Origin of the sequence: Aquimarina muelleri DSM 19832 (assembly GCF_000430665.1) — a bacterium.
GTDB classification, from domain to species: Bacteria; Bacteroidota; Bacteroidia; order Flavobacteriales; family Flavobacteriaceae; genus Aquimarina; species Aquimarina muelleri.
Genome location: NZ_AUML01000048.1, coordinates 1 through 19079 on the forward strand (window position 1 = coordinate 1; position 19079 = coordinate 19079).

Sequence of the window (19079 nt, forward strand, 5' to 3'; positions counted from 1 at the left end):
CAAACATACAACTGTTTTATCCTATTACAACTATTATTTTACCTTTTTTTTACAATAAATTAACAACTTGCTGATATTATTGTAATTACATCCCTATTTACTTTATCCCCTACCCTTTTATTGCTTTTTCTAATAGCTATTATGCGGAAATTACCCCGATATAGCTTCTGAAAAAAACCAGACAACCTACTACTTATATAGAATAGGGTTCTTATCGTAAAAATCCAAATGCTTTTAAAAATTACTGATTTTATTTTACAACGAAGACCAAATTAAAAACTTGCGTGAGGGATAGCAGAGGAAACCCCGCAGCTTGAAGGCACGAAATGCGAGGAGTTGTATCGAATAGCCCGACCCAAAGGGACACGCTATAAAAAAAATACTACTATAATATATAAAAAGAGAAAACAGGAATACTACAATTATTGCTCTTTAGTAACACTTTTTGTATTTATGGATTCCGTTTTTCATTTCGACAGGGTTAAATGTGGTACGCAAGAATGCCCAATAACCTGGTTTCTGTATATTATATTTTTTCTATAGTAACTACTATAGATTTACTAATTGGGGTATTGCTTTTGTCGGCAAAGTGATTATATGGAACTAATACATTGGTTTCTGGAAAATAGGATGCTAAATTTCCTTGGGGTATATTATAAGGTATCACTAGAAAGTTGTTTGCTTTTCTTTCTTTATTATCATAACGACTTATCAAATTAACTGGATCTAGTTTTTGTAAGTTTTGTTTTTTCATATCGTCTTTATGCATTAAAACGATTCTTCGCTCATTATATATACCTCTATACCGATCGTCTAGTCCATAAATGGTAGTATTAAATTGGTCGTGTGAACGAATGGTCATTAATATAAATTCGTTTTCTTTTATATTATGCTCTGGCAAATGGCATATACTAAACTGTGCTTTTTGATTTGGTAGTTTACTAAAGTCTAATTCTCTTACATTATTGGGCAGATAGAATCCTGATCCTTTGGATCTGTTATTGAGATCTTCGAATCCATTAAAAACTTGTTGAATCTTTTCTCTGATTTGCTGGTAGTCTTCGCTTAGGTTTTTCCAATCTACGATATGATCTCCTTTATAATAGGCATCTGCAATACCGCCTATGATTTCGGGTTCACTTTTTAGGTTTTCTGAGGCTGGTTGTAACAGTCCTTTGGATTGATGTACTTTGCCCATACTGTTTTCTACGGTAAAATATCTTGGTTTACCGTTTTTGGTATCTAGTTCTGACCTACCTAGTGTTGGCAATATTAGAGCGGTTTTTCCTGTAACGAGATGGGTTCTGTTTAATTTTGTGCTTATGGATACGGTTAAATCACAGTTTTGAAGGGCTTGTGCTGTGTATTCTGTATCGGATGCTGCGGATAAAAAGTTACCTCCTAATGCTATAAATACTTTTGCTTTGCCTTGATGCATTGCTTCTATAGCGTGTACGGTATCTAATCCTTCTTTATCTGGCGGTGTAAACCCGAAGGTTTTTTGTATTGCTGTGTTTAATGCGGGAGAAACGTGGTGCATAATCCCAACGGTTCTATCGCCTTGCACATTACTATGCCCCCGAACGGGACAGGTTCCTGCTCCTGGTTTTCCTAAACTGCCTTTAAGCAACAGCAGGTTTACACACTCTTTTATATTATCGACTCCGTTTTTGTGTTGTGTTAGCCCCATTGCCCAACATATAATAATTTTATTATTGCTTGCTAACAGTTCTACGGTTTGGTGTATTAGGTTTTGGTCTACCCCACAGGATGCTAATAGTTCTGTTTCTGAATATTGCTCTACATCTGCAAGAAGGTTTTCGTATCCTTGTGCATGGGTGTTTATAAATTGGTGATCGAAGATGTTTCCTTTTTCTTGATCTAGTTTTGCTAGTTTTTTAATAAGAAGTTTTAGCAGGGCTACGTCCTGGTTTATTTTTACTTGCAGGTGTATATCTGTTAGTGCGGTTCCTGAGGCTAGTACTCCTTTTATTTCTTGTGGGTTTTTGAATCGGATCAATCCTGCTTCCTCTAATGGATTGATGCTTATCACCTTGCCTCCGTTTTCTTTACATTTCTGTAATGCAGATAGCATTCTAGGGTGATTGGTGCCGGGGTTTTGCCCGATTACCATAACGATTTCGGCTTTATCGAAATCTTCTAGTTTTACAGATCCTTTTCCGATGCCTAGTGTTTCATTTAGTGCTACTCCACTAGATTCGTGGCACATGTTGGAGCAATCTGGCATATTATTGGTTCCAAATGCTCTTATAAACAGACCGTATAAAAATGCTGCTTCGTTACTGGATCTACCCGATGTATAAAAAACTGCTTCGTCTGGGGTATCTAAAGCATGAAGTTCTTTGGCTATTATGGTATAGGCATCTTGCCAAGAGATGGGTTGGTAATGTATACTATCTGGTTTTAGGAGCATTGGCTGTGTGAGCCTACCGCTTTTACCTATTTGATAGTCTGACCAATGGGACAGGTCTTCTACAGAGTATTTGGCAAAAAACTCGTTATCTACTCTTTGATTGGTCGCTTCTTCTGCTATTGCTTTTGCTCCATTCTCACAATACTCCCCTAGTTTTGATGGACTATCGGGATCTGGCCATGCGCAACCCGGGCAATCGAATCCTTCTTTTTGATTCATTTTAGAGAGTATGTGCATAGATTTTACTACTCCCATTTCTTTAAAGGCATGTTGTAATGCTACTTTTACTGCTGGCAATCCTGCTGCATAAGTTGCGGGTTCTTTTATGGTGATGCCAGTAAGGGTTGTTGGTCCTAAGACAGAAATGTTTCTTTTTTTGGTAGTGCTCATTATATGTACTCTATAAAATGCTAATTGTATTATACCTATTTAATGTTTTAATGACGTATAGTTAAATTGGTATTCCCCCAAAGATACAGTTATCTGTCGAAATCTATACACCTTGTTATATGGAAACCTGGATAGATATGGTTAATTGATTAGGTTCTATTTTATAATAGCATCGATAACTTTATCAAAACTTAGCATATTCCATCCCCAGCCCTTCCCAAAAGGAAGGGAGTCAAAAATTCTTCTCTTTGGGAAGGGCTTAGGGCGAGACAAATATATTGAAATCAATTAAATATGTATCTCAAAACTATAAACTAAAGCCATTAATTACTATACCTAAGACTACTATCGTTGTTCTAGATTTATATAACAGAGTCTATGGCTTTCCATAAGGAATCTACAATTGCATTCCATATTTTTTCGATAGTTACAGAAAGAATTCCTTTTAATGTATTTACAAAGTTTAATACCATTGCTTCTAATCCATCTAAGAAAAATTCTTTTAAGCCTTCATCGATATCTCCATTCAAAATTCCTTTCTGAATAATTAACGTTTGTTTTGCTATCGCTTCTACCTGTCTTTCGCTAAATCCTCTAACGGTTGCTATATCTTTTTCTAAAATTGTGGTAGCTATGTCTTTTATTTCTTTAACGATGTTTACTATCTCTTCGTTCATGTTATTATCTTTTTAAAAAGCTTTCGTAGGTTATTGCCTGATCCAAAAAAATTTCTATTTGTCCTTTAAAGGCTTGCATAGCGGTTGGTTTTATTCCTTTTTCTTTGTCTTCTGTTTTCATCCTTTTTAATGTTTCTGATATTTTTTGAAACGCAAAGGCACTAGGATAGTCTCCTGATATAGCACTACTATTTTTGGCTTGTAATAATTCGTTGATTTTTTTTGTCGCTACATTATTGGGTATTGGTCTGGCTTTTGCCTGAAGTTTTAGGGCATCATAAGCTCCTATTAATTCGTTATATTCTTTTTCTCGCTCTTTATAATTTTCTTTAGTTGTTCCGTCAGAAATTTTTTCTAAAAAACTCATTGTTTTCTGGCTGTTCGTGGTAACACTTTCTACAATGGCTTTGTCGTATTCTGGTGCTAAAAGGGTTTTACAACTGGTAACCGAAATTAGCCCTATAAAGAAAATAATCGGTATCCATTTTTTTTTGATTGCTGTCTTCATTTTATTATTTATATCGTTTATTATTTTAATTTGCGGTACTACCCTACCTATTCTTTTTTTATCACCACTTCAGAAGTAAATAAAAATGTTATCCTTCGGCTTTGCTTCTGTCACCATTATACCTGATTGACAATCCTTTTTCTTACTGATTTTCATCCTTTACTAAAGCTTAGAAACGTTACCTTTATTTTTCAGTAAATTTAAGCTAAAATGGTATTATATGATTCTATTTCCATTGGTTTGCATGTTTAAAAATAGCTGGAAGTCCTCCTGTATGCCAAAAAAGAACATTTGAATTTACTGGTATTTTTTGGTTTTGTAAACAGTCTAACATTCCGTAAAAGGCTCTTGCTGTATACACAGGATCTAGTAATATGCCTTCTTTTCTTGCCAATTGGTTCATAGCATTTATTTCGTTTTGGGTTACTACCCCATAACCGTCTTTATCGTAGTTTCTATTTAAATGTATATCAGACAGCTTAAAATCTTTTTTAATCTTTAATATACTAGCTCCTTCTTTTACGATATCAAAAACTACTTTTTCTAGAGACTGTCCATTTGTTTCGTCTTTATCAATACTAATTGGTACTAATTCTGAATTTAATGAATATAGTTCTTTACCGAGAATTAATCCAGCTTGCATACCGCCAGAACTGGAGGCAAAAAATATGTAATCTATTTTTACGTTTTGTTCTACGAGTTGTTCTTTTACTTCTTTTACGGCATTTACAAATCCTAATGCTCCTGTTATATTAGATCCTCCGTATGGAATTACAAAACAGGTGTTGTTTTTTTCTTCGAGATCTTTTTTTAAGGCAGGTATATCTTCTCCTTTTCTATTATCTCCTGTAAAATGAATGTTTGCTCCAAGAATAGAGGAGAGTAAAAGGTTGCCTTCGTACACTTCTGGTTTTTTACCTCCTAATAACAAATGACATTGTAGTCCTGCTATAGCGCAGGCTGCTGCTGTTTGCCTACAGTGATTGGATTGTTGGGCTCCTGCGGTAATGATGGTATCACAACCTTGGGTTATTGCTTTTTTTATTAGGTATTCTAATTTTCTGGTCTTATTGCCTCCAGAGGCCAATCCTGTATGGTCGTCTCTTTTGATATAGATAGTATACCCAGAAAAGAGTTTCGATATTTTGTCTAGCTTTTGTAAGGGTGTAGGGAAGAAACCTAAATTGTATTTATCCTCTATCATTTTTTTAGTTTTTATACTGAAGTGGTTTTAACTTTTTTCCATTCGCTATAAAAATACTCTTTTTCACTTCCTTTTTAACTTTGAAATAGCACTAATAAGCTCAAATTCTATATGCACGATTTCAAAGATACGTCTATCTATCGAAAACTATCTGTGCTTTTTTATGTGAATTTTTTTTCCACTCCATACCTCTGTTTTTTTGTAGTTATATTCAAATCTAAAATCTTGAATAGCCTGATTACGTTTTTATGAAAATTAAAAATGTTTTCTTTTACCAATCTGGAATTTCACTAAAGGATTCTACTTTTTTTAGTACATATATAGTACTATTACCTTTATCTGGATTAGGAAACATATCCTTTTTAGGCAAAGATTTAAACATAAACAGAGTGTCTTGTTTTATCCAACCATATTCTTTAATATAGACACCTTTTTCTTTATGCTTAACATAAAATGTTTCTATTTCTAACAAATTTCCTTTATTGATAGTATAATAACCTATATAAGTGGGCGTGAGTTTTTGTTCGTTTACATTTATTTTTGCATCAATACTACTTTGAAAACTACGTCCATTGTTATAAAATTTTATAAAAAACAAACTTTTATATTTTTTATTACCATATTCTAAAGTATCTGTTGAAATATAAATGCTCTTTGTATTCAGTATGTCTTCTTTTTTTAATTCATAAGGTTTTTTAAGTGAGGTAAACTTTGGTTTTTTAGGTCTATAGCCACCATCTACATGATGATAATAATTTTTACATGCAACAAGAATAGAACAGACACTGATTAACATTACCAACTTTTTCCACTCCATACCTCTGTTTTTTTGTAGTTATATTCAAATCTAAAATCTTTTATTGCTTTATGTATCGCATTTTGTAGCCAAGCATCTCCAATTAAATCGACTGTTGCATTATATCCATTAGAGTTATTAATTCGAATATAGGTGGATGCTTTATTTATTTTTTTTTGATAAGAAGTTTGATTATGGTATCTATTATTAGTTAAAACCCCAAGTTCTTTTTCTAATCTGTTAATTTTATCTTTTTTATCAAGAGCATCCAAATTAAAATTCTTTTTGATTTTTTTAATTTCATCTATGATAATTTCTCTTCGTTCTTCTTCTACTCCTCCTGTTTTTGATGTCTTTAGGAAATCTCCAGAAAAATCTTGAAATCCAACTTCGAGAAATGGAGTTGCTACCGATATCTCGCCAGTCCATCCCATATCGGTTCCTCCACCAAAATAGACTCTTTTGGTATCATTATTAGAACTTACATTAACATCGCCTAATCGAAAACCAATCATTCCTTCTCGTTGTATACGGTTTAACGAAAACTGATTTTCTTGTAAAGCAGAGTTCCATGTTAGTAATTGTCCATAACTAAAAGAGTTCTGAAAATCATTAAGCATTGGTATTGGTGAGTTATAATTTAAGGAATAGGATTGTAGAGGTGTTCCTTGCCCTGCTCCAACCGTAAGGTTTACTGCGGCAGTTAGATCTACTACCAAATTCTTTTTATGCACGCCACTACCCAGCCCTGCGTTATATGCGGAAATGTGTAGTGATGATGTTGCTCCAAAATTACCATATCTTTTACCATACCCAATATTAGCGTTACCTCTAACTCTTATTTTATAACCTACTAGTATTTGAAGTCCAAATGTTACTCTAAAACCTCCTCCTGGGGGATTCCCTATCTTTCCGTTGCCATTTGTAGTGATTTTTCTAGCAATATCGCCTATAGAACTTTCCATTTTTTCTTGCAAACTTACTTTTACCCAAGAATTGATATTATTATGTACCCATCCTATATCTGATAAACTAGAATCAAGCGCTGTGGTAAGATCGCTTTTTATGGATTGTAGATCAAAAAGAGAGTTAGATATCATTGGTTTTAATGAGTATCTGTTATACTATTACTTATATAACATTAGTTTTATGGTTTCTCCTCCTAATGTAGCAAATTCAACCCGAATAGAAAATAGGTAGCGATTTTGGTTAACATTTTTTTAATATAAAATATTTTAAGTCTTAATAATAAAAGCCTCGATAAAGAGGCTTAAAATGAATTGTTTTATAAGAAATTAGAGACTTGTGGAGTGGTTATCGTTGTTTTAAACAGTTTTTCAATGCTTGTTGTCTGTCTTTGCTTTTATTTTATTTTCTATTTTATCTACGTCGGTTTTGTAAGCCTCCCATTCGAAGTTGTCGGTTTTCATAACCATGTTTAAGGCTATTTTATAATTGTCTTTTGCTTTTTGTAATTCGCCAATATTTTCGTAAGCCATACCTAACATAGAATAGGCATCATAAGAATCGGGGTGCGCTTCTAAGTTGGCTTTAAAGACATCTACAGCATAGGGTTTTAGATCTTCAATTTTTATTAAATCATAGCCCAAATCTATTAAGGCACTTTCATTAGAGATTTCGAATCCATAGGTTTTAGAAACCTCATTAAAATAGGTGACGATATTTTCAATTGCTTTTTTAGGGCCGCCTTGAGCCATAATCGCTGCTTTGGTTTTAGACCTTTTGTATTGCGTAGGCTCAAATATGTACCGTAAACCAAAAAATATAGAAGGCAAACCTACAGAGAGATGCGATTCTTCTGGCATGGGGTTGTATTTAAACCTGAGCCCTGTATCTTTATTGGTATTAATGTAGTTTTCGAAGTCTCCACTTAATTTAATAACATTACCACGCATGTTGCCACTAATTTCATTGGCAAGCGTCATATAAAAGGTTTGATTCATTTTGGAAGGGTTAGGGAATATAGTGTCAAATCCATTAAAGATGTTATCTATTGGATACCACAAACTTGGGCTTATAGTTATATAAGCATTAAACAATTCAGGATGTTTAAAGAAGGAATATACATTAAAAAGCCCACCCAATGAATGCCCCGAAATTATCTTGTAAGGAGCAGTTCTATAGGTATTTTCTATATGGGGCATTAATTCATTTTCAAGAAAGGCTATAAAGTTATCAGCACCACCAATATTACCTAATCGTTCCCGATTTTTTGGGTCGAGATTAGGGGATTCGGGAGTAAGGTCACGATTACGGTGGGTGTTTCTTATACCCACAATAATTATTTCAGGAATACGCTGGTCAAAATATAGAAATTCAGCCGAGGCTGCTGCATGCCGAAAATTTAAAAAACTATCCAGTAAATACATTACAGGATAAGTTTTATTAGACGTATCGTAATCCTTAGGTAGATAGATTTCCAATAATCTGTCTTCGTCTAGTATTTGTGAGTGTATAGTAGCGGTATGCCCTATAGTAATGGGTTCTTGAGCATAGGTTGATAAACTGATTAGAATTAAGCCAATAAATAGGTTAAATTTCATGTTTAACAGGTCTTTTTAAATCTAGACTAACGTCAAATTTATCAATTTCCACCAACATTTATATTGATTTTGTACTTTTTTAATCAAAGGAATTAATTGGATTCTGATGTGGGGAATTGTTTAGTAGACTAGAACTATCAGTACCCCCCTTTCATCAAACCGTACGTGAACTTTTAGCTCATACGACTTACCGATAGAGTTCTTCATTATGCAAGAAAAATCGTTACATCGCATTTATCCAAGCTGTAAAAAGGAAACAGTAATCACAATTTTAACCTTTGACCGTCGTGGACCACCAAAAAAATTATAAACAAATCATGGAAACATAGACTAGTGAAATTTAACCATTAAAAAATGGCCCTAAAATGAGCCTTAGCATACTAGTACCCAAACTTAAAGAAATGACTTAAAAAAAAGAAAATCTCACAAAAAAAACAGAAATTACCTTAAAAAACGTTCTCTTTGGGTAACATTCTAAAAAAAGAAGATGTAAGGTGTTTTTAAAAATGCGGTTATTCTTTTTTAAGGTTCTTACCAACTTCTTGATTTTCTCCTTATTTACAAATCCTGGATCCCTCAACAAGGCATATAGCGCTGACTTATCGGCATGCCATATGCTTAGTTATTGGTGATTCGTTTTTTATGTATTTCTGTTTTTAGTTGCATTTTTCGTTCCCCATTTAGCCATTTGTATTAAAATACTTTCTAATGACTTACCTTTTTCGGAAAGTTCATATTCTACTCTTGGTGGAACTTCGGGATGAGAAATCCGATTTATCAAGTCGTCCGCTTGTAATTCTTTAAGTTTTGCTATTAGCATTCTTTCCGAAATTCCGGTTAATCTATTTCTTAATTCACTATACCTTAACTTTTTTTCATCCAATAAGAATGCTAGAATACTAAGTTTCCATCGCCCACTTAAGATTGAGTTTGTATATGCAATTCCACAATTTGCTTCTAATTGCTCCTTATTTATTGTATTGGTAGATGTTGTCTTTCTCATTTCTTACTTTTTTGTTAGTATCATACAATTTTGTATGTACTTTCAATTTGTAAACATAACTATTACTTTTGAACAAAATTATAATAGATATGAAAATTTTAGTACAAGTAGCTCATTGGATTTCATATGGGTATTTAATTTATGCATTTGGTTATGCAAGTCTTTTCAAAGTTTTTCAAAAGGAAAGTATGATGGGAAATATGAGCAATTTTGGTTTCGGGAAAATATGGACTCTATTTATTGGTTATGGCGAATTGTTGGGTGTAATTGGTTTATTTATTGGATTTTGGATGCATCAAATTAAAAACATATCAACTTTATGGTTATTGCCATTCGCAATTGGTGCATTAATGGTTCATTTCGCACATAATGATTATAAATACTTTTACACAGCTTTGTATTGTTGTATTGCCGGTATTATTTTACTTGTTACGGATAAAAATTTCAAAGTAATATTATAATGATTTAACCTCCGAAATTTTGAATGAACGCACAGTTGGGTAACATTCTAAAAAAAGAAGATGTAAAGTGTTTTTAAAAATGCGGTTATTTTTTTAAGGTTCTTACCAACTTCTTGATTCCCCCTTATTTGCAAATCCCAGATCCCTCAACAAGACATATAGCGTTGGCCTATCCGGCACGCCGTATGCTTCTTGGTTATTGGGCTACGTTTATTTTTAAATGTTTTGGTAAATCATTATACCATTTAATTGTACTATAACAAGCTTTGTGCATAAATTCATTCAATTGTTCAAGGTCATTGATATCACAATAAAAACCACGGTCATCAAAATTAGATTTTGCGTGTACAATAGAATTTCTAGTTCTATACAATATATCTCCAAGTTCGTTAATAATTCTATCCTTTGTTTCTTGTTTTGAATTGTATCTTAATTCAGTTACTTTTAATTTATTTCTAATTTTTAACGGAATTGAATCGTAGATATCTACTAAATCAAAAGAAGAGTTTATTAAAGACTTTATTAATTCGTCATCTCTAATACTTTTATCATAGTTTTTAGCTAATTCAAATATTGATGAAATATAATCAGCACTTGGCGATTGAGCATCTGAAGAGTTTAATTTTAAACGCATAGAATCAAATGCTTTAATTTTCGCTTTGACAGGTCCGAAATATTCAAATATCTTATAGTAAGATAAAAACTTCAAATCGGAACTTAATCTTTGGTTTGAATTAATAAATAAGTCCATTCCATAATTATAATCTTCTAAAGGGATATTGTATATAAAATCCGAAGATTCTAAAATGTCTTTTCTAATTGATTCGATTTCTAAACTCTTGCTTATTTTGTAGGTTGAAAACTCAAAGCTTATTTTATGTGAATTTGAAAGTTCAAACATAAAAATTTTAATTAGTTTTTCTTCGTCAGCGTCCGATAATCGTTGTTTTTTATCTGAATAAAGTATTTCAACAGCAAAATGGCTTGAACAAGGAGTATGATAGTCATTATATTCTCCAAAATGAGCAGAAGCAATTCCAATCAAAATCGGATTACTGATGAGGTGAATAGATATGTTTTCGGAAACTTGCTTGTAAAGTAACCCTAGATTTAAAAGAGTGTAAAAATTATAGTTATCGGATAATTTGATACACCTTTGAGTAATGTGATTGGTTGTAACTTTATTGAAGCAATTATGAAATTTAATTGAATCTAAATCTTCAATGTATTTTTCTAAATGCTCATATTCGAATTCTATCTCTTCCTCGTCTTCTTTTGGAAATTGAAGATATATTAAATCATATTGTTCATCGATTATATAGTCAAAAGCTTGAATACCATAATTAGTTTGTAATGACTTTTTAAACTTGTCAATTGAATTTATTTCCTTTTTCTTCATTTTTTCCTAATGTAGGCTAACAACATTATATAATTACCAAGGTACTCATATCTCTTTATTATTAGAAATATAGTGACCTCTATATTTTTAAAGCTCTAAAGTAAATTACTTTTTAGAAATAGGATTACGGAAACCCGTACAGGAGGGATAATTTTACCCATATTTTACTTTTAAGAAGCGTTGTGGTAAAACTCACCCATTCGAGAGCCTCAGGGTTCGATAGCTAACGATTTCCCCCTGATAGCCGACTCTTTCTACCTCAGCATAGCTACTTAGAGTAATAGTTTCATTGAAAATAAAGGATAAAATATACGTGAACTTTTACTTCAATAGTATGGGAAGTGGATTCCGTTCTGCAACGGAATGACAAATCAAATTATGTGTGGTGTATTCTGTATTTTGACAGCTTTTCGACAAATTCTCAGGATAAAATATACGTAAATGTCTACTTCAATAGTATGGGAAGTGGATTCCGTTCTTCAACGGAATGACATATCAAATTATATGTGGGTGTATTCTGTATTTTAACGGGCTTCCTGACAGTTTTTTGTAATCACCTTGTTATAGAGGAGTTAAAAATCAACTAATTCTTTTAATGAAACCCCTAAAGCTTTTGAAATCTCTAAAAGCAAATACATACTAGGGTCTGTTTTGCCATTTTCTAGTTCGATAATAGATTGTACATCTTTATTACATACTTGAGCTAAATCTAATTGACTCCACCCCTTTTGATGTCTTAGTTGAATAATACGCTGACCGAGTTTATTTTTAATATGTTGTTCCTTGTTCACTAAACAAATATCTATCCGTAGATGAAATATACATAATATAATTGTTTGACAGGTAGCAAACTGCAAATTTTTAAATCGCTTTGCATCGTATTTTTTTGATTCAAAAACAAAAAGACACTCTTTTACATAAAAAAATAAAAATCTTTAAAACCTTTAAACAACTGATTGCTAGTATTTTTAATCAATTATAAACGACTACAAACGGATACAAGCGAAACTAAGCGTTTCTTAACCGAATCTACCAAAGGGTGTGCTATAGGTTTGTAGTGTTGTTAGTAACCAACTCTTTATATGAGTTTTACATAACAATATAAATGTATCTAATAAATTATAACCGCCTCCTACTATGGAGGAATTGTATTAACTGTTTAAAACGAAAAACTAAAATTATGAACACGCTAAAAAACAAAGTACAGTTGATTGGAAACCTAGGACAAGAACCTGAAATTGTACATCTTGAATCTGGTAAAAAGCTTGCTAAATTTGCTATTGCTACCAATGATTATTATTATAACAAACAAGGAGATAAAATTACGGATACGCAATGGCATAATATTATTGCATGGGGTAAAACTGCGGATATTGTAGAAAAATATATTAATAAAGGACAAGAGGTTGCTATACAAGGCAAACTTACCTCTCGCAGTTACGAGGATAAAAAAGGGCAAAAACAATATATAACAGAGATCGTGTGTAACGAATTATTGATGTTAAGTAAATAATATCAAGTTATTTACCTTTTGGATTGTAGAGATTATACTATTTACACTTTCAATTTAATTCCCAAAGGCTGCCCTTTGGGAATTTTAATTTTTATATTCTTAAGTGTTTTTTCTATATCCCTCGAGATTGGTAACTCCCCAGTTTTCTAATTCTTCTGTACTCCACAATTCTGGAAAAAATATCCTTCGCTGGTATCTTGGATGCATATATTTATGCCAATCACTCCCCCCCGTTGCTTCTACATTTACGTTACCCGAATCTAAATATTTTGCTGCTGCGTTATAATGATGCATTACCCAATCAATATTAACGGTATGATCATAATGCCGCATGGCATTTATTAAGTCCTTGTTTTGCTGGTACTCGTTTGGTAATTCTTTAAACTTAGTCCAAAGGTTTACAGTATTGTATTCTTTCATCCATTCGATTAATTCTTTTTTGTATTTGTCTTCAAAATTAATCATGAGTTTGCTTTTCTTTCCTGTAGTATGATCTTTGCCCGCTGCCTGCCAATACATATAATCAAAAGCATGTTCGTAGGGAGTTTCTCTGTTTATGGTTTTTCTAAATCTAAAGTCTATTAGGTTTATTAATTCTGTAGAGGCTATTTCTATTTTTCGGTATTGTGCAGATTGAAAACCACTTGCAGGGGTAAGTGTCATTCTAAACTTCATGTATTGCTCTATCTCCATACCTTCACTCATAATATCAAAGGAGTTGGATAGCATATCAAAATACCTGCTTACTCGCATTAGGTGCATTTCGAACTTTGAGGGTTGTATATTTTTGGTGTGAGAAATCTGATTCATTTCCCAAAGTATCATTTTAAAAAGTAACTCGTTGATCTGGTGATACATTATAAACACCATTTCGTCTGGCAATTGGGTACGCTGGGTTTGTAGTCCTAACAGGGCATCTACTTGTATGAAGTCCCAATATTGCATAGGTTCGGCATATAATAATCCTGCTAAATGCACATCTGGATCCTGCCCCATTGCGGTATACTTTTTATCTATAGCTTCTAATAATTCTTTTCTATTCATGGTTACTCTTCAATTACATAAAATGGTTATATATCTCCTGTAATTCTGTATTTTATATGAATACAAAATTATGGAAATCGATATGAATTCTTATACTAAAGTGGTTTGCCTTTTGCTACTGTCTGCAACTCGTTGTTTTAATGTTGTTAACAGAAAAAGATGCTAACGACTTTTTTAAGAATATTATGAAAAAGGAGATTTTATATTTATATAACCTGTTACCCTAAGTGATATAGGTTTGGATAGTTTAATGTAGCAGGTTTTGGTATACACAATACTTTATTAAAATTGAATATTAGATTATACTATATCTATTTCATTTTGAAATGGATATTATTTGTATCTAAATAAAGGAACAAGATCTTAATTTTATTTTCTTAATCCAAAATACTTTATATAATTAAACGGTTTACGTTTTATCAAACGGATTAAACTCTTATAATATAGGATAAAAAATCTGCTTTATGCTTTGCTGTTTTTTAATAAAATGTGAACATTACAATAATAAACAGGATGCTTAGTTTACTTAATTTGGATATGCCGCAAAATATTTCCTTAGTCTGATCTTTTTTAGTAATATTTGCATTACTCATTATTTGCAAACAGATGGAAGATTATTTAATTGGTATTGGTAAGCGTTTAAAAGAGATTCGAAAAAGCAATAGCAAAACCATTAATGAGATTGCCTCGAAGGCTGGCGTTAGTAACGGTCTTATTTCTAGAATTGAAAATGGAAGAACGATCCCTTCTTTGCCTGTTTTATTAAATATCATCACTGCTCTCGAAATTGAAATTCCCACTTTTTTTAATGGTATCCCTACACAAACTAATTTTACATTTTTGGTTACAAGAGCTTCAGAATATAGTGTTATTGAAAAAGAGGATGAAGCTGTTGGGTTTAGTTACCAATATATTTTTGGTAAACAACTTAATTCTATTGGCTTTGAAGCTGTTTTTTTAGAGGTGCAACCAGGTTCTGAAAGAGGCAAAGTAGAAACGGATGCATATGAGTTTAAATATATACTTACGGGAGAGTGTTCTTATATTATAGGAGAAGAAGAGATTCTTTTAAAAGAGGGAGATTCTATTTTTTTTGATGGCAGAATCCCACATGTACCTGTTAACCGAGGAAATACGTCTTCTAAAATGATTGTTTTGTATTTCTTTTTGGATAAAGAGGGTCAGTCTTAATACTGTCAATAATACTTTTATACACAATATTTTTTTATAAAGTACATTTTATGATTTTTATTGTAACCGCAAAAACCGCCTTAGGGCGGTTTTTAAACAAAACAATTAAAACGCTAATCTAATAGAATATAATTTTTATTAATCCTATTAGCTCTTTTATGATAAAATCGGGAGATGCTTTTGCTATTTGCTCTTTACTTTGTGCTCCTGTAAGAACTCCTACAGTGATGCCACAATTTGCATTTTTACCTTCTTCTATATCTATTGCAGAATCGCCTACTTTTAATACTCTGGATGCATCGGTAATCTTAAACATCTGCATTGCTTTGCAGATCATTTCTTTGTCTGGTCTGCCTTTTATTACATCATCTGCTGTAAGTAATGCATCGTAGTTCACTCCTTTTTTCCACCCTATCTTTTTAAGAAGTTGATTTGCTACTTTTGAATCGTATCCTGTATTTAGAACTACTTTTATATTGTTGTTTTTTAATACATCAAATAATTCTTCTACTCTATCAAAAGCTACTACCTCCAGATTTTGATATAATTTTTTAAGAATTGGTTTAAAATTAGAAAATGCTTTTTTGGCTACACTTTCTGGATTTTCGCAAGGGGTTACCTTTGTTAAAATATCCATTATTGCTTGGTACTTCTCTTTTCCTGCACCATGTTCTAATACATCTTGTAAACTAATAGTAAACCCTTCGTCATTAATTACCTGTTGTACTGTTTTATATACTATATTATCCTCATTTACTGTGGTTCCTGCCATATCAAAAACAACCAGATCAATCCTTTTATTCATATTTATATATTAAAAATTTTTGTAATATTTTCTTTTGCAAATCCTGCACTCCCTGTCATCCCTTTTCCTCCTATTCCTGTTACGATATGGATATTATTTTCTATCGTTTTTTGAAATATATCTTTGGTTTTACATTGTGAGTACATACCAAACCATCGATTTTGAATATCATACGTTGGTAGGTCTATAATTTTTTGTGCTTCTTTTATCATAAAATCGTCTATATCCATATCTAAATCATACCCCAGATCTTCTATATTTTTTACATCGGCATATTGATGAGAGTCTCCTATAATAACCGATCCATCTGGAGCTTGTTTAAACAAGATATGTACTCCCCACTTTTTTTGTAAGGACTCTGTATTTTCTTTTAATTTAATATCTACAAAGGAATCACATTCTGCAAATGCTTCGTAACGCCTAATAGACCATCCTGTTAAAATATTACCAGATAATTGGTATGCAGACTGTGGTTTGGTTTGTAACATTTGTAATTTTGTTACCTCTAAATCACTTGTATTAAACACCTCTGGATATAAGTTTTTAAACTCACTACCGTTACAGATAATTACTTTTTCTGCTTCAAAAACTTCTCCCGAAGCGGAAGTTATTTTTACAGAAGTACCTACTTGTTCACAAGCAATTATATTTCTATTGGTAAAATAATCTAAGTTGAGATCTTTTACCATAAAACTTTGTAACCTGTGTATCATCTGGCGAGCTTCTACCGTAACTTCTTCTGGAAAGAATAACCCTGCTTTTATATACTCTGATCGTAAGCCCGGGTATTTTTTTAGACACTCTTCCTTCGTTAATAATACCGAGGGATATTGGTTTCGGTTATTAATTTGATGTAATTCTTCGATAAGCTGTACTTCTTCTGGATTAGAAGCAAGATACACCGATCCATTCTCCCGAAGGGTTATATCAAATTGTTGCTGTATACGTTTATAGATTTTTAAGCTTTCTCGCCCATATTTTTGCCATTTGGTATTCATTCCTGAAGGAACTACTTGCCCAAAATTTTGGGTAGTTGCTCCTTGGGGCATTTTATTTTTTTCTAATAAGGCTACTTGTAATCCGTTTTGCAATGCATGGTATGCATGAAAAGTGCCTAACACTCCGCCTCCTATAACAACGAGGTCATATTTTTTCATAATGTAATTTTGTTTGTATAGTTGTTACTTTAGCACGGTATGCTTTTTTAAAATATAGTAATGAGCCCAGCATGATTACTACTCCTAATATGGTTAAAGTGTATGCTCCGTACACAAAAAAGTCTAACCAACTTAAATTTGCTTGTCCAAAATTTTTATATAACAAGGCTGTAATACTGCCTAAATACCCAAAAGAATCTGCGATATAGATCAAAAAACCTGCGTTTCCTTTTATTTTAAACATGGCTATAAACCGATCAAAAAACAGGCAGTTAAAAGGTACATAACAGATATATAATCCGAACCCACATATAACCATCCAGATAAAAGGATTTAGTAATTCTAATTGAAAAAGAAGTGTAGCCCCCCCTATACACAAAACTCCTGTTAAAATTAAGAAGTGGTATAGGTAAAGTGCTTTTGCATTGTTTTTGATATAAAATGTACTTCCTAAAATTAAAAGTACTACTACTGCGATAATAGTTTCTGAGGTTGTATATACAGATATATCTCCTTTATATCCTATACTATCCCATAACTCTCGTGCAAAATTATCTCTAAAATCTCTAAACGCTGTTAATACGGTATAAAAAATCACAATCCCAGTGATAGGTATAAAAAACGACAGTAAAAGTTGTTTTCTATCTTTTGCAGACATAGGCAAACGTTCTGACCTCATTGTCTTATCTTCTTGCGTTGTTACTGGTAATTTTTCTAGCAACCATGCAAAAAACAACAATGGCAGTATAAATAGTGCTCCTGTAACTGCCGGCATCCAAAATTGAGAGATTTGCCATCCACTCATAAGATACAGACCTACAGATTTTACAATTCCGCTAGATACTATAAAGCTGGCGCATAGTGCTACTCCTAAGATCTCAGTAAATTTTCTACCTTCTAGATAAGAAAAAACGATACCCCAAATCATACCTAATGGTAACCCATTAAAAAATAAAGCAATCACATTATAGGGTTTTGGCAGAATCGCAAAAAGCACTAATGCTAATTCTGCCAAAAGGATTAATCCTATTAAATACCGTACTCGTTTTTCCGCTTTTAACTCAGATATTATTTTTATTCCTAAGAATTTAGACAGAGTATACCCTAATACCTGAGCTATAATCAATATAATTTTATAATCTATATTAAGAACAGAAAGGTTTTCAAAAGTTGCAACACTAAATGGTTTTCTAAATGCGTACATACAAAAGTAAGCTCCAAAAGAGGCTATCGATGCATGTACTATAAATTTTAAGTTAGACGACTTAGTCTGCATTTTAAAAGGTTTAGTTACAACAAGATTATTATTACAGATCTCTAGGTGTTTTGGGATATGACCATAGACGTTATACATACCAAAAATAAGGTTACCCACTTAATATAATTATTCACCCTTATCTTCTTTATATTTACAACTAGTAAATTTAATAAGTCAAAAATGATAATTATTTTACTATTTGTAAATATTTGAAGTTTAAGAAATATTTAATATAGCTTTGATTAATTGTAAAATTAAGGTTACGAATGTTTCTGAAATAAGAAATATTTATATAATTGAAAAGAATAATCTTAGAGCGTATAAAAACTGCCCAAAATCAATTTTGGGCAGTTAAAAGACTTAATACGATTTACGAATAAAAATCTCGCATATAATCGCATTCTTTTTCTACTATATTTTCTTCATAAAATGAAACAATAGCTATGACTATTCTTTAATTTGATTCATCAATCTAGCGAAAAACTTTTGCAATTATTTATACGCAATTCTCATCCGTAAATCGTTTAAGTCAAATATTCTATTTTTTTAATAAACTTTTATACCATTTGTAGTTTAAGTTTACTGGAAAAGAAAATTAAGATTTTTTTGTTTCAGTGAAAAAGAAAAGCTTGTGCCAAGATCGATCTGGTATTAAGCATAGCAGGGCTACGGTTT

Annotated in this window: 17 protein-coding genes; 3 read left to right on the forward strand and 14 right to left on the reverse strand. The window is 32.1% G+C overall.

Annotated features, from left to right (window positions below):
* Nucleotides 1-526: 526 nt before the first annotated feature.
* The 8 genes from H527_RS0116650 to H527_RS0116685 all read right to left on the reverse strand — a co-directional run bounded on the left by H527_RS0116650 (nucleotide 527) and on the right by H527_RS0116685 (nucleotide 9576).
* Complete coding sequence (locus H527_RS0116650) at nucleotides 527-2824, reverse strand: FdhF/YdeP family oxidoreductase (RefSeq protein WP_027413742.1); 2298 nt, start codon at nucleotides 2822-2824, stop codon at nucleotides 527-529.
* 362 nt (nucleotides 2825-3186) lie between these two features.
* Nucleotides 3187-3501, reverse strand: coding sequence for a hypothetical protein (locus tag H527_RS0116655; RefSeq protein WP_027413743.1), 315 nt, complete (start codon nucleotides 3499-3501; stop codon nucleotides 3187-3189).
* Nucleotides 3502-3505: 4 nt separating this feature from the next.
* On the reverse strand, nucleotides 3506-4009 hold the full coding sequence (locus H527_RS0116660; protein ID WP_027413744.1) for a hypothetical protein: 504 nt from the start codon (nucleotides 4007-4009) through the stop codon (nucleotides 3506-3508).
* Nucleotides 4010-4235: 226 nt separating this feature from the next.
* Nucleotides 4236-5213, reverse strand: a complete 978-nt coding sequence (locus tag H527_RS0116665) for a D-cysteine desulfhydrase family protein (RefSeq protein ID WP_027413745.1) — start codon at nucleotides 5211-5213, stop codon at nucleotides 4236-4238.
* A gap of 271 nt (nucleotides 5214-5484) precedes the next feature.
* Nucleotides 5485-6030: a hypothetical protein gene (locus H527_RS0116670; RefSeq protein ID WP_027413746.1), complete on the reverse strand. Its 546-nt coding sequence runs from the start codon at nucleotides 6028-6030 to the stop codon at nucleotides 5485-5487.
* Entirely contained in the window at nucleotides 6009-7109 is a 1101-nt protein-coding gene (locus H527_RS0116675) for a hypothetical protein (protein ID WP_027413747.1), read from the reverse strand. Before H527_RS0116675 ends, H527_RS0116670 begins: the two co-directional genes overlap by 22 nt.
* A gap of 237 nt (nucleotides 7110-7346) precedes the next feature.
* On the reverse strand, nucleotides 7347-8573 hold the full coding sequence (locus tag H527_RS0116680) for an alpha/beta hydrolase-fold protein (protein WP_027413748.1): 1227 nt from the start codon (nucleotides 8571-8573) through the stop codon (nucleotides 7347-7349).
* A 640-nt stretch (nucleotides 8574-9213) separates the two neighbouring features.
* The gene (locus H527_RS0116685; protein WP_027413749.1) at nucleotides 9214-9576 is read right to left on the reverse strand and encodes a winged helix-turn-helix transcriptional regulator; all 363 of its coding nucleotides are present in this window, start codon (nucleotides 9574-9576) and stop codon (nucleotides 9214-9216) included.
* 89 nt (nucleotides 9577-9665) lie between these two features.
* Here H527_RS0116685 and H527_RS0116690 point away from each other — a divergent pair, with 89 nt between their 5' ends.
* Entirely contained in the window at nucleotides 9666-10037 is a 372-nt protein-coding gene (locus H527_RS0116690) for a DoxX family protein (RefSeq protein WP_027413750.1), read from the forward strand.
* Nucleotides 10038-10233: 196 nt separating this feature from the next.
* Here H527_RS0116690 and H527_RS0116695 read toward each other — a convergent pair whose 3' ends face one another.
* On the reverse strand, nucleotides 10234-11436 hold the full coding sequence (locus H527_RS0116695; protein WP_027413751.1) for a hypothetical protein: 1203 nt from the start codon (nucleotides 11434-11436) through the stop codon (nucleotides 10234-10236).
* Nucleotides 11437-12008: 572 nt separating this feature from the next.
* Complete coding sequence (locus H527_RS0116700; protein ID WP_027413752.1) at nucleotides 12009-12227, reverse strand: helix-turn-helix transcriptional regulator; 219 nt, start codon at nucleotides 12225-12227, stop codon at nucleotides 12009-12011.
* Between the two features lie 389 nt (nucleotides 12228-12616).
* Between H527_RS0116700 and H527_RS0116705 the strand changes: the two genes are divergently transcribed.
* A complete protein-coding gene (locus H527_RS0116705) occupies nucleotides 12617-12949 on the forward strand; it encodes a single-stranded DNA-binding protein (protein ID WP_027413753.1) in 333 nt (110 codons plus the stop codon).
* Nucleotides 12950-13048: 99 nt separating this feature from the next.
* On the opposite strand, the gene H527_RS0116710 is transcribed toward H527_RS0116705, so the two are convergent.
* Entirely contained in the window at nucleotides 13049-13993 is a 945-nt protein-coding gene (locus H527_RS0116710; protein ID WP_027413754.1) for a tryptophan 2,3-dioxygenase family protein, read from the reverse strand.
* A 606-nt stretch (nucleotides 13994-14599) separates the two neighbouring features.
* On the opposite strand from H527_RS0116710, the gene H527_RS0116715 reads away from it, so the two are divergent.
* A complete protein-coding gene (locus H527_RS0116715) occupies nucleotides 14600-15184 on the forward strand; it encodes a helix-turn-helix domain-containing protein (RefSeq protein ID WP_027413755.1) in 585 nt (194 codons plus the stop codon).
* A gap of 118 nt (nucleotides 15185-15302) precedes the next feature.
* Here H527_RS0116715 and H527_RS0116720 read toward each other — a convergent pair whose 3' ends face one another.
* Genes H527_RS0116720 through H527_RS0116730 form a run of 3 tightly spaced genes read right to left on the reverse strand, consistent with a single transcriptional unit; the run spans nucleotide 15303 to nucleotide 18422 of the window.
* A complete protein-coding gene (locus H527_RS0116720) occupies nucleotides 15303-15989 on the reverse strand; it encodes an HAD-IA family hydrolase (RefSeq protein ID WP_027413756.1) in 687 nt (228 codons plus the stop codon).
* Nucleotides 15990-15991: 2 nt separating this feature from the next.
* The gene (locus tag H527_RS0116725) at nucleotides 15992-17146 is read right to left on the reverse strand and encodes a TIGR03364 family FAD-dependent oxidoreductase (RefSeq protein WP_027413757.1); all 1155 of its coding nucleotides are present in this window, start codon (nucleotides 17144-17146) and stop codon (nucleotides 15992-15994) included.
* On the reverse strand, nucleotides 17133-18422 hold the full coding sequence (locus H527_RS0116730; protein WP_027413758.1) for a DUF5690 family protein: 1290 nt from the start codon (nucleotides 18420-18422) through the stop codon (nucleotides 17133-17135). The genes H527_RS0116725 and H527_RS0116730 overlap by 14 nt, the downstream gene beginning before the upstream one ends.
* Between the last annotated feature and the right edge of the window lie 657 nt (nucleotides 18423-19079).

Coding starts and splice junctions, on each gene's coding strand:
- H527_RS0116650 (WP_027413742.1), bottom strand. CDS start 2,824: ATGAGCACTACCAAAAAAAGAAACATTTCTGTCTTAGGACCAACAACC.
- H527_RS0116655 (WP_027413743.1), bottom strand. CDS start 3,501: ATGAACGAAGAGATAGTAAACATCGTTAAAGAAATAAAAGACATAGCT.
- H527_RS0116660 (WP_027413744.1), bottom strand. CDS start 4,009: ATGAAGACAGCAATCAAAAAAAAATGGATACCGATTATTTTCTTTATA.
- H527_RS0116665 (WP_027413745.1), bottom strand. CDS start 5,213: ATGATAGAGGATAAATACAATTTAGGTTTCTTCCCTACACCCTTACAA.
- H527_RS0116670 (WP_027413746.1), bottom strand. CDS start 6,030: ATGGAGTGGAAAAAGTTGGTAATGTTAATCAGTGTCTGTTCTATTCTT.
- H527_RS0116675 (WP_027413747.1), bottom strand. CDS start 7,109: ATGATATCTAACTCTCTTTTTGATCTACAATCCATAAAAAGCGATCTT.
- H527_RS0116680 (WP_027413748.1), bottom strand. CDS start 8,573: ATGAAATTTAACCTATTTATTGGCTTAATTCTAATCAGTTTATCAACC.
- H527_RS0116685 (WP_027413749.1), bottom strand. CDS start 9,576: ATGAGAAAGACAACATCTACCAATACAATAAATAAGGAGCAATTAGAA.
- H527_RS0116690 (WP_027413750.1), top strand. CDS start 9,666: ATGAAAATTTTAGTACAAGTAGCTCATTGGATTTCATATGGGTATTTA.
- H527_RS0116695 (WP_027413751.1), bottom strand. CDS start 11,436: ATGAAGAAAAAGGAAATAAATTCAATTGACAAGTTTAAAAAGTCATTA.
- H527_RS0116705 (WP_027413753.1), top strand. CDS start 12,617: ATGAACACGCTAAAAAACAAAGTACAGTTGATTGGAAACCTAGGACAA.
- H527_RS0116710 (WP_027413754.1), bottom strand. CDS start 13,993: ATGAATAGAAAAGAATTATTAGAAGCTATAGATAAAAAGTATACCGCA.
- H527_RS0116715 (WP_027413755.1), top strand. CDS start 14,600: ATGGAAGATTATTTAATTGGTATTGGTAAGCGTTTAAAAGAGATTCGA.
- H527_RS0116720 (WP_027413756.1), bottom strand. CDS start 15,989: ATGAATAAAAGGATTGATCTGGTTGTTTTTGATATGGCAGGAACCACA.
- H527_RS0116725 (WP_027413757.1), bottom strand. CDS start 17,146: ATGAAAAAATATGACCTCGTTGTTATAGGAGGCGGAGTGTTAGGCACT.
- H527_RS0116730 (WP_027413758.1), bottom strand. CDS start 18,422: ATGCAGACTAAGTCGTCTAACTTAAAATTTATAGTACATGCATCGATA.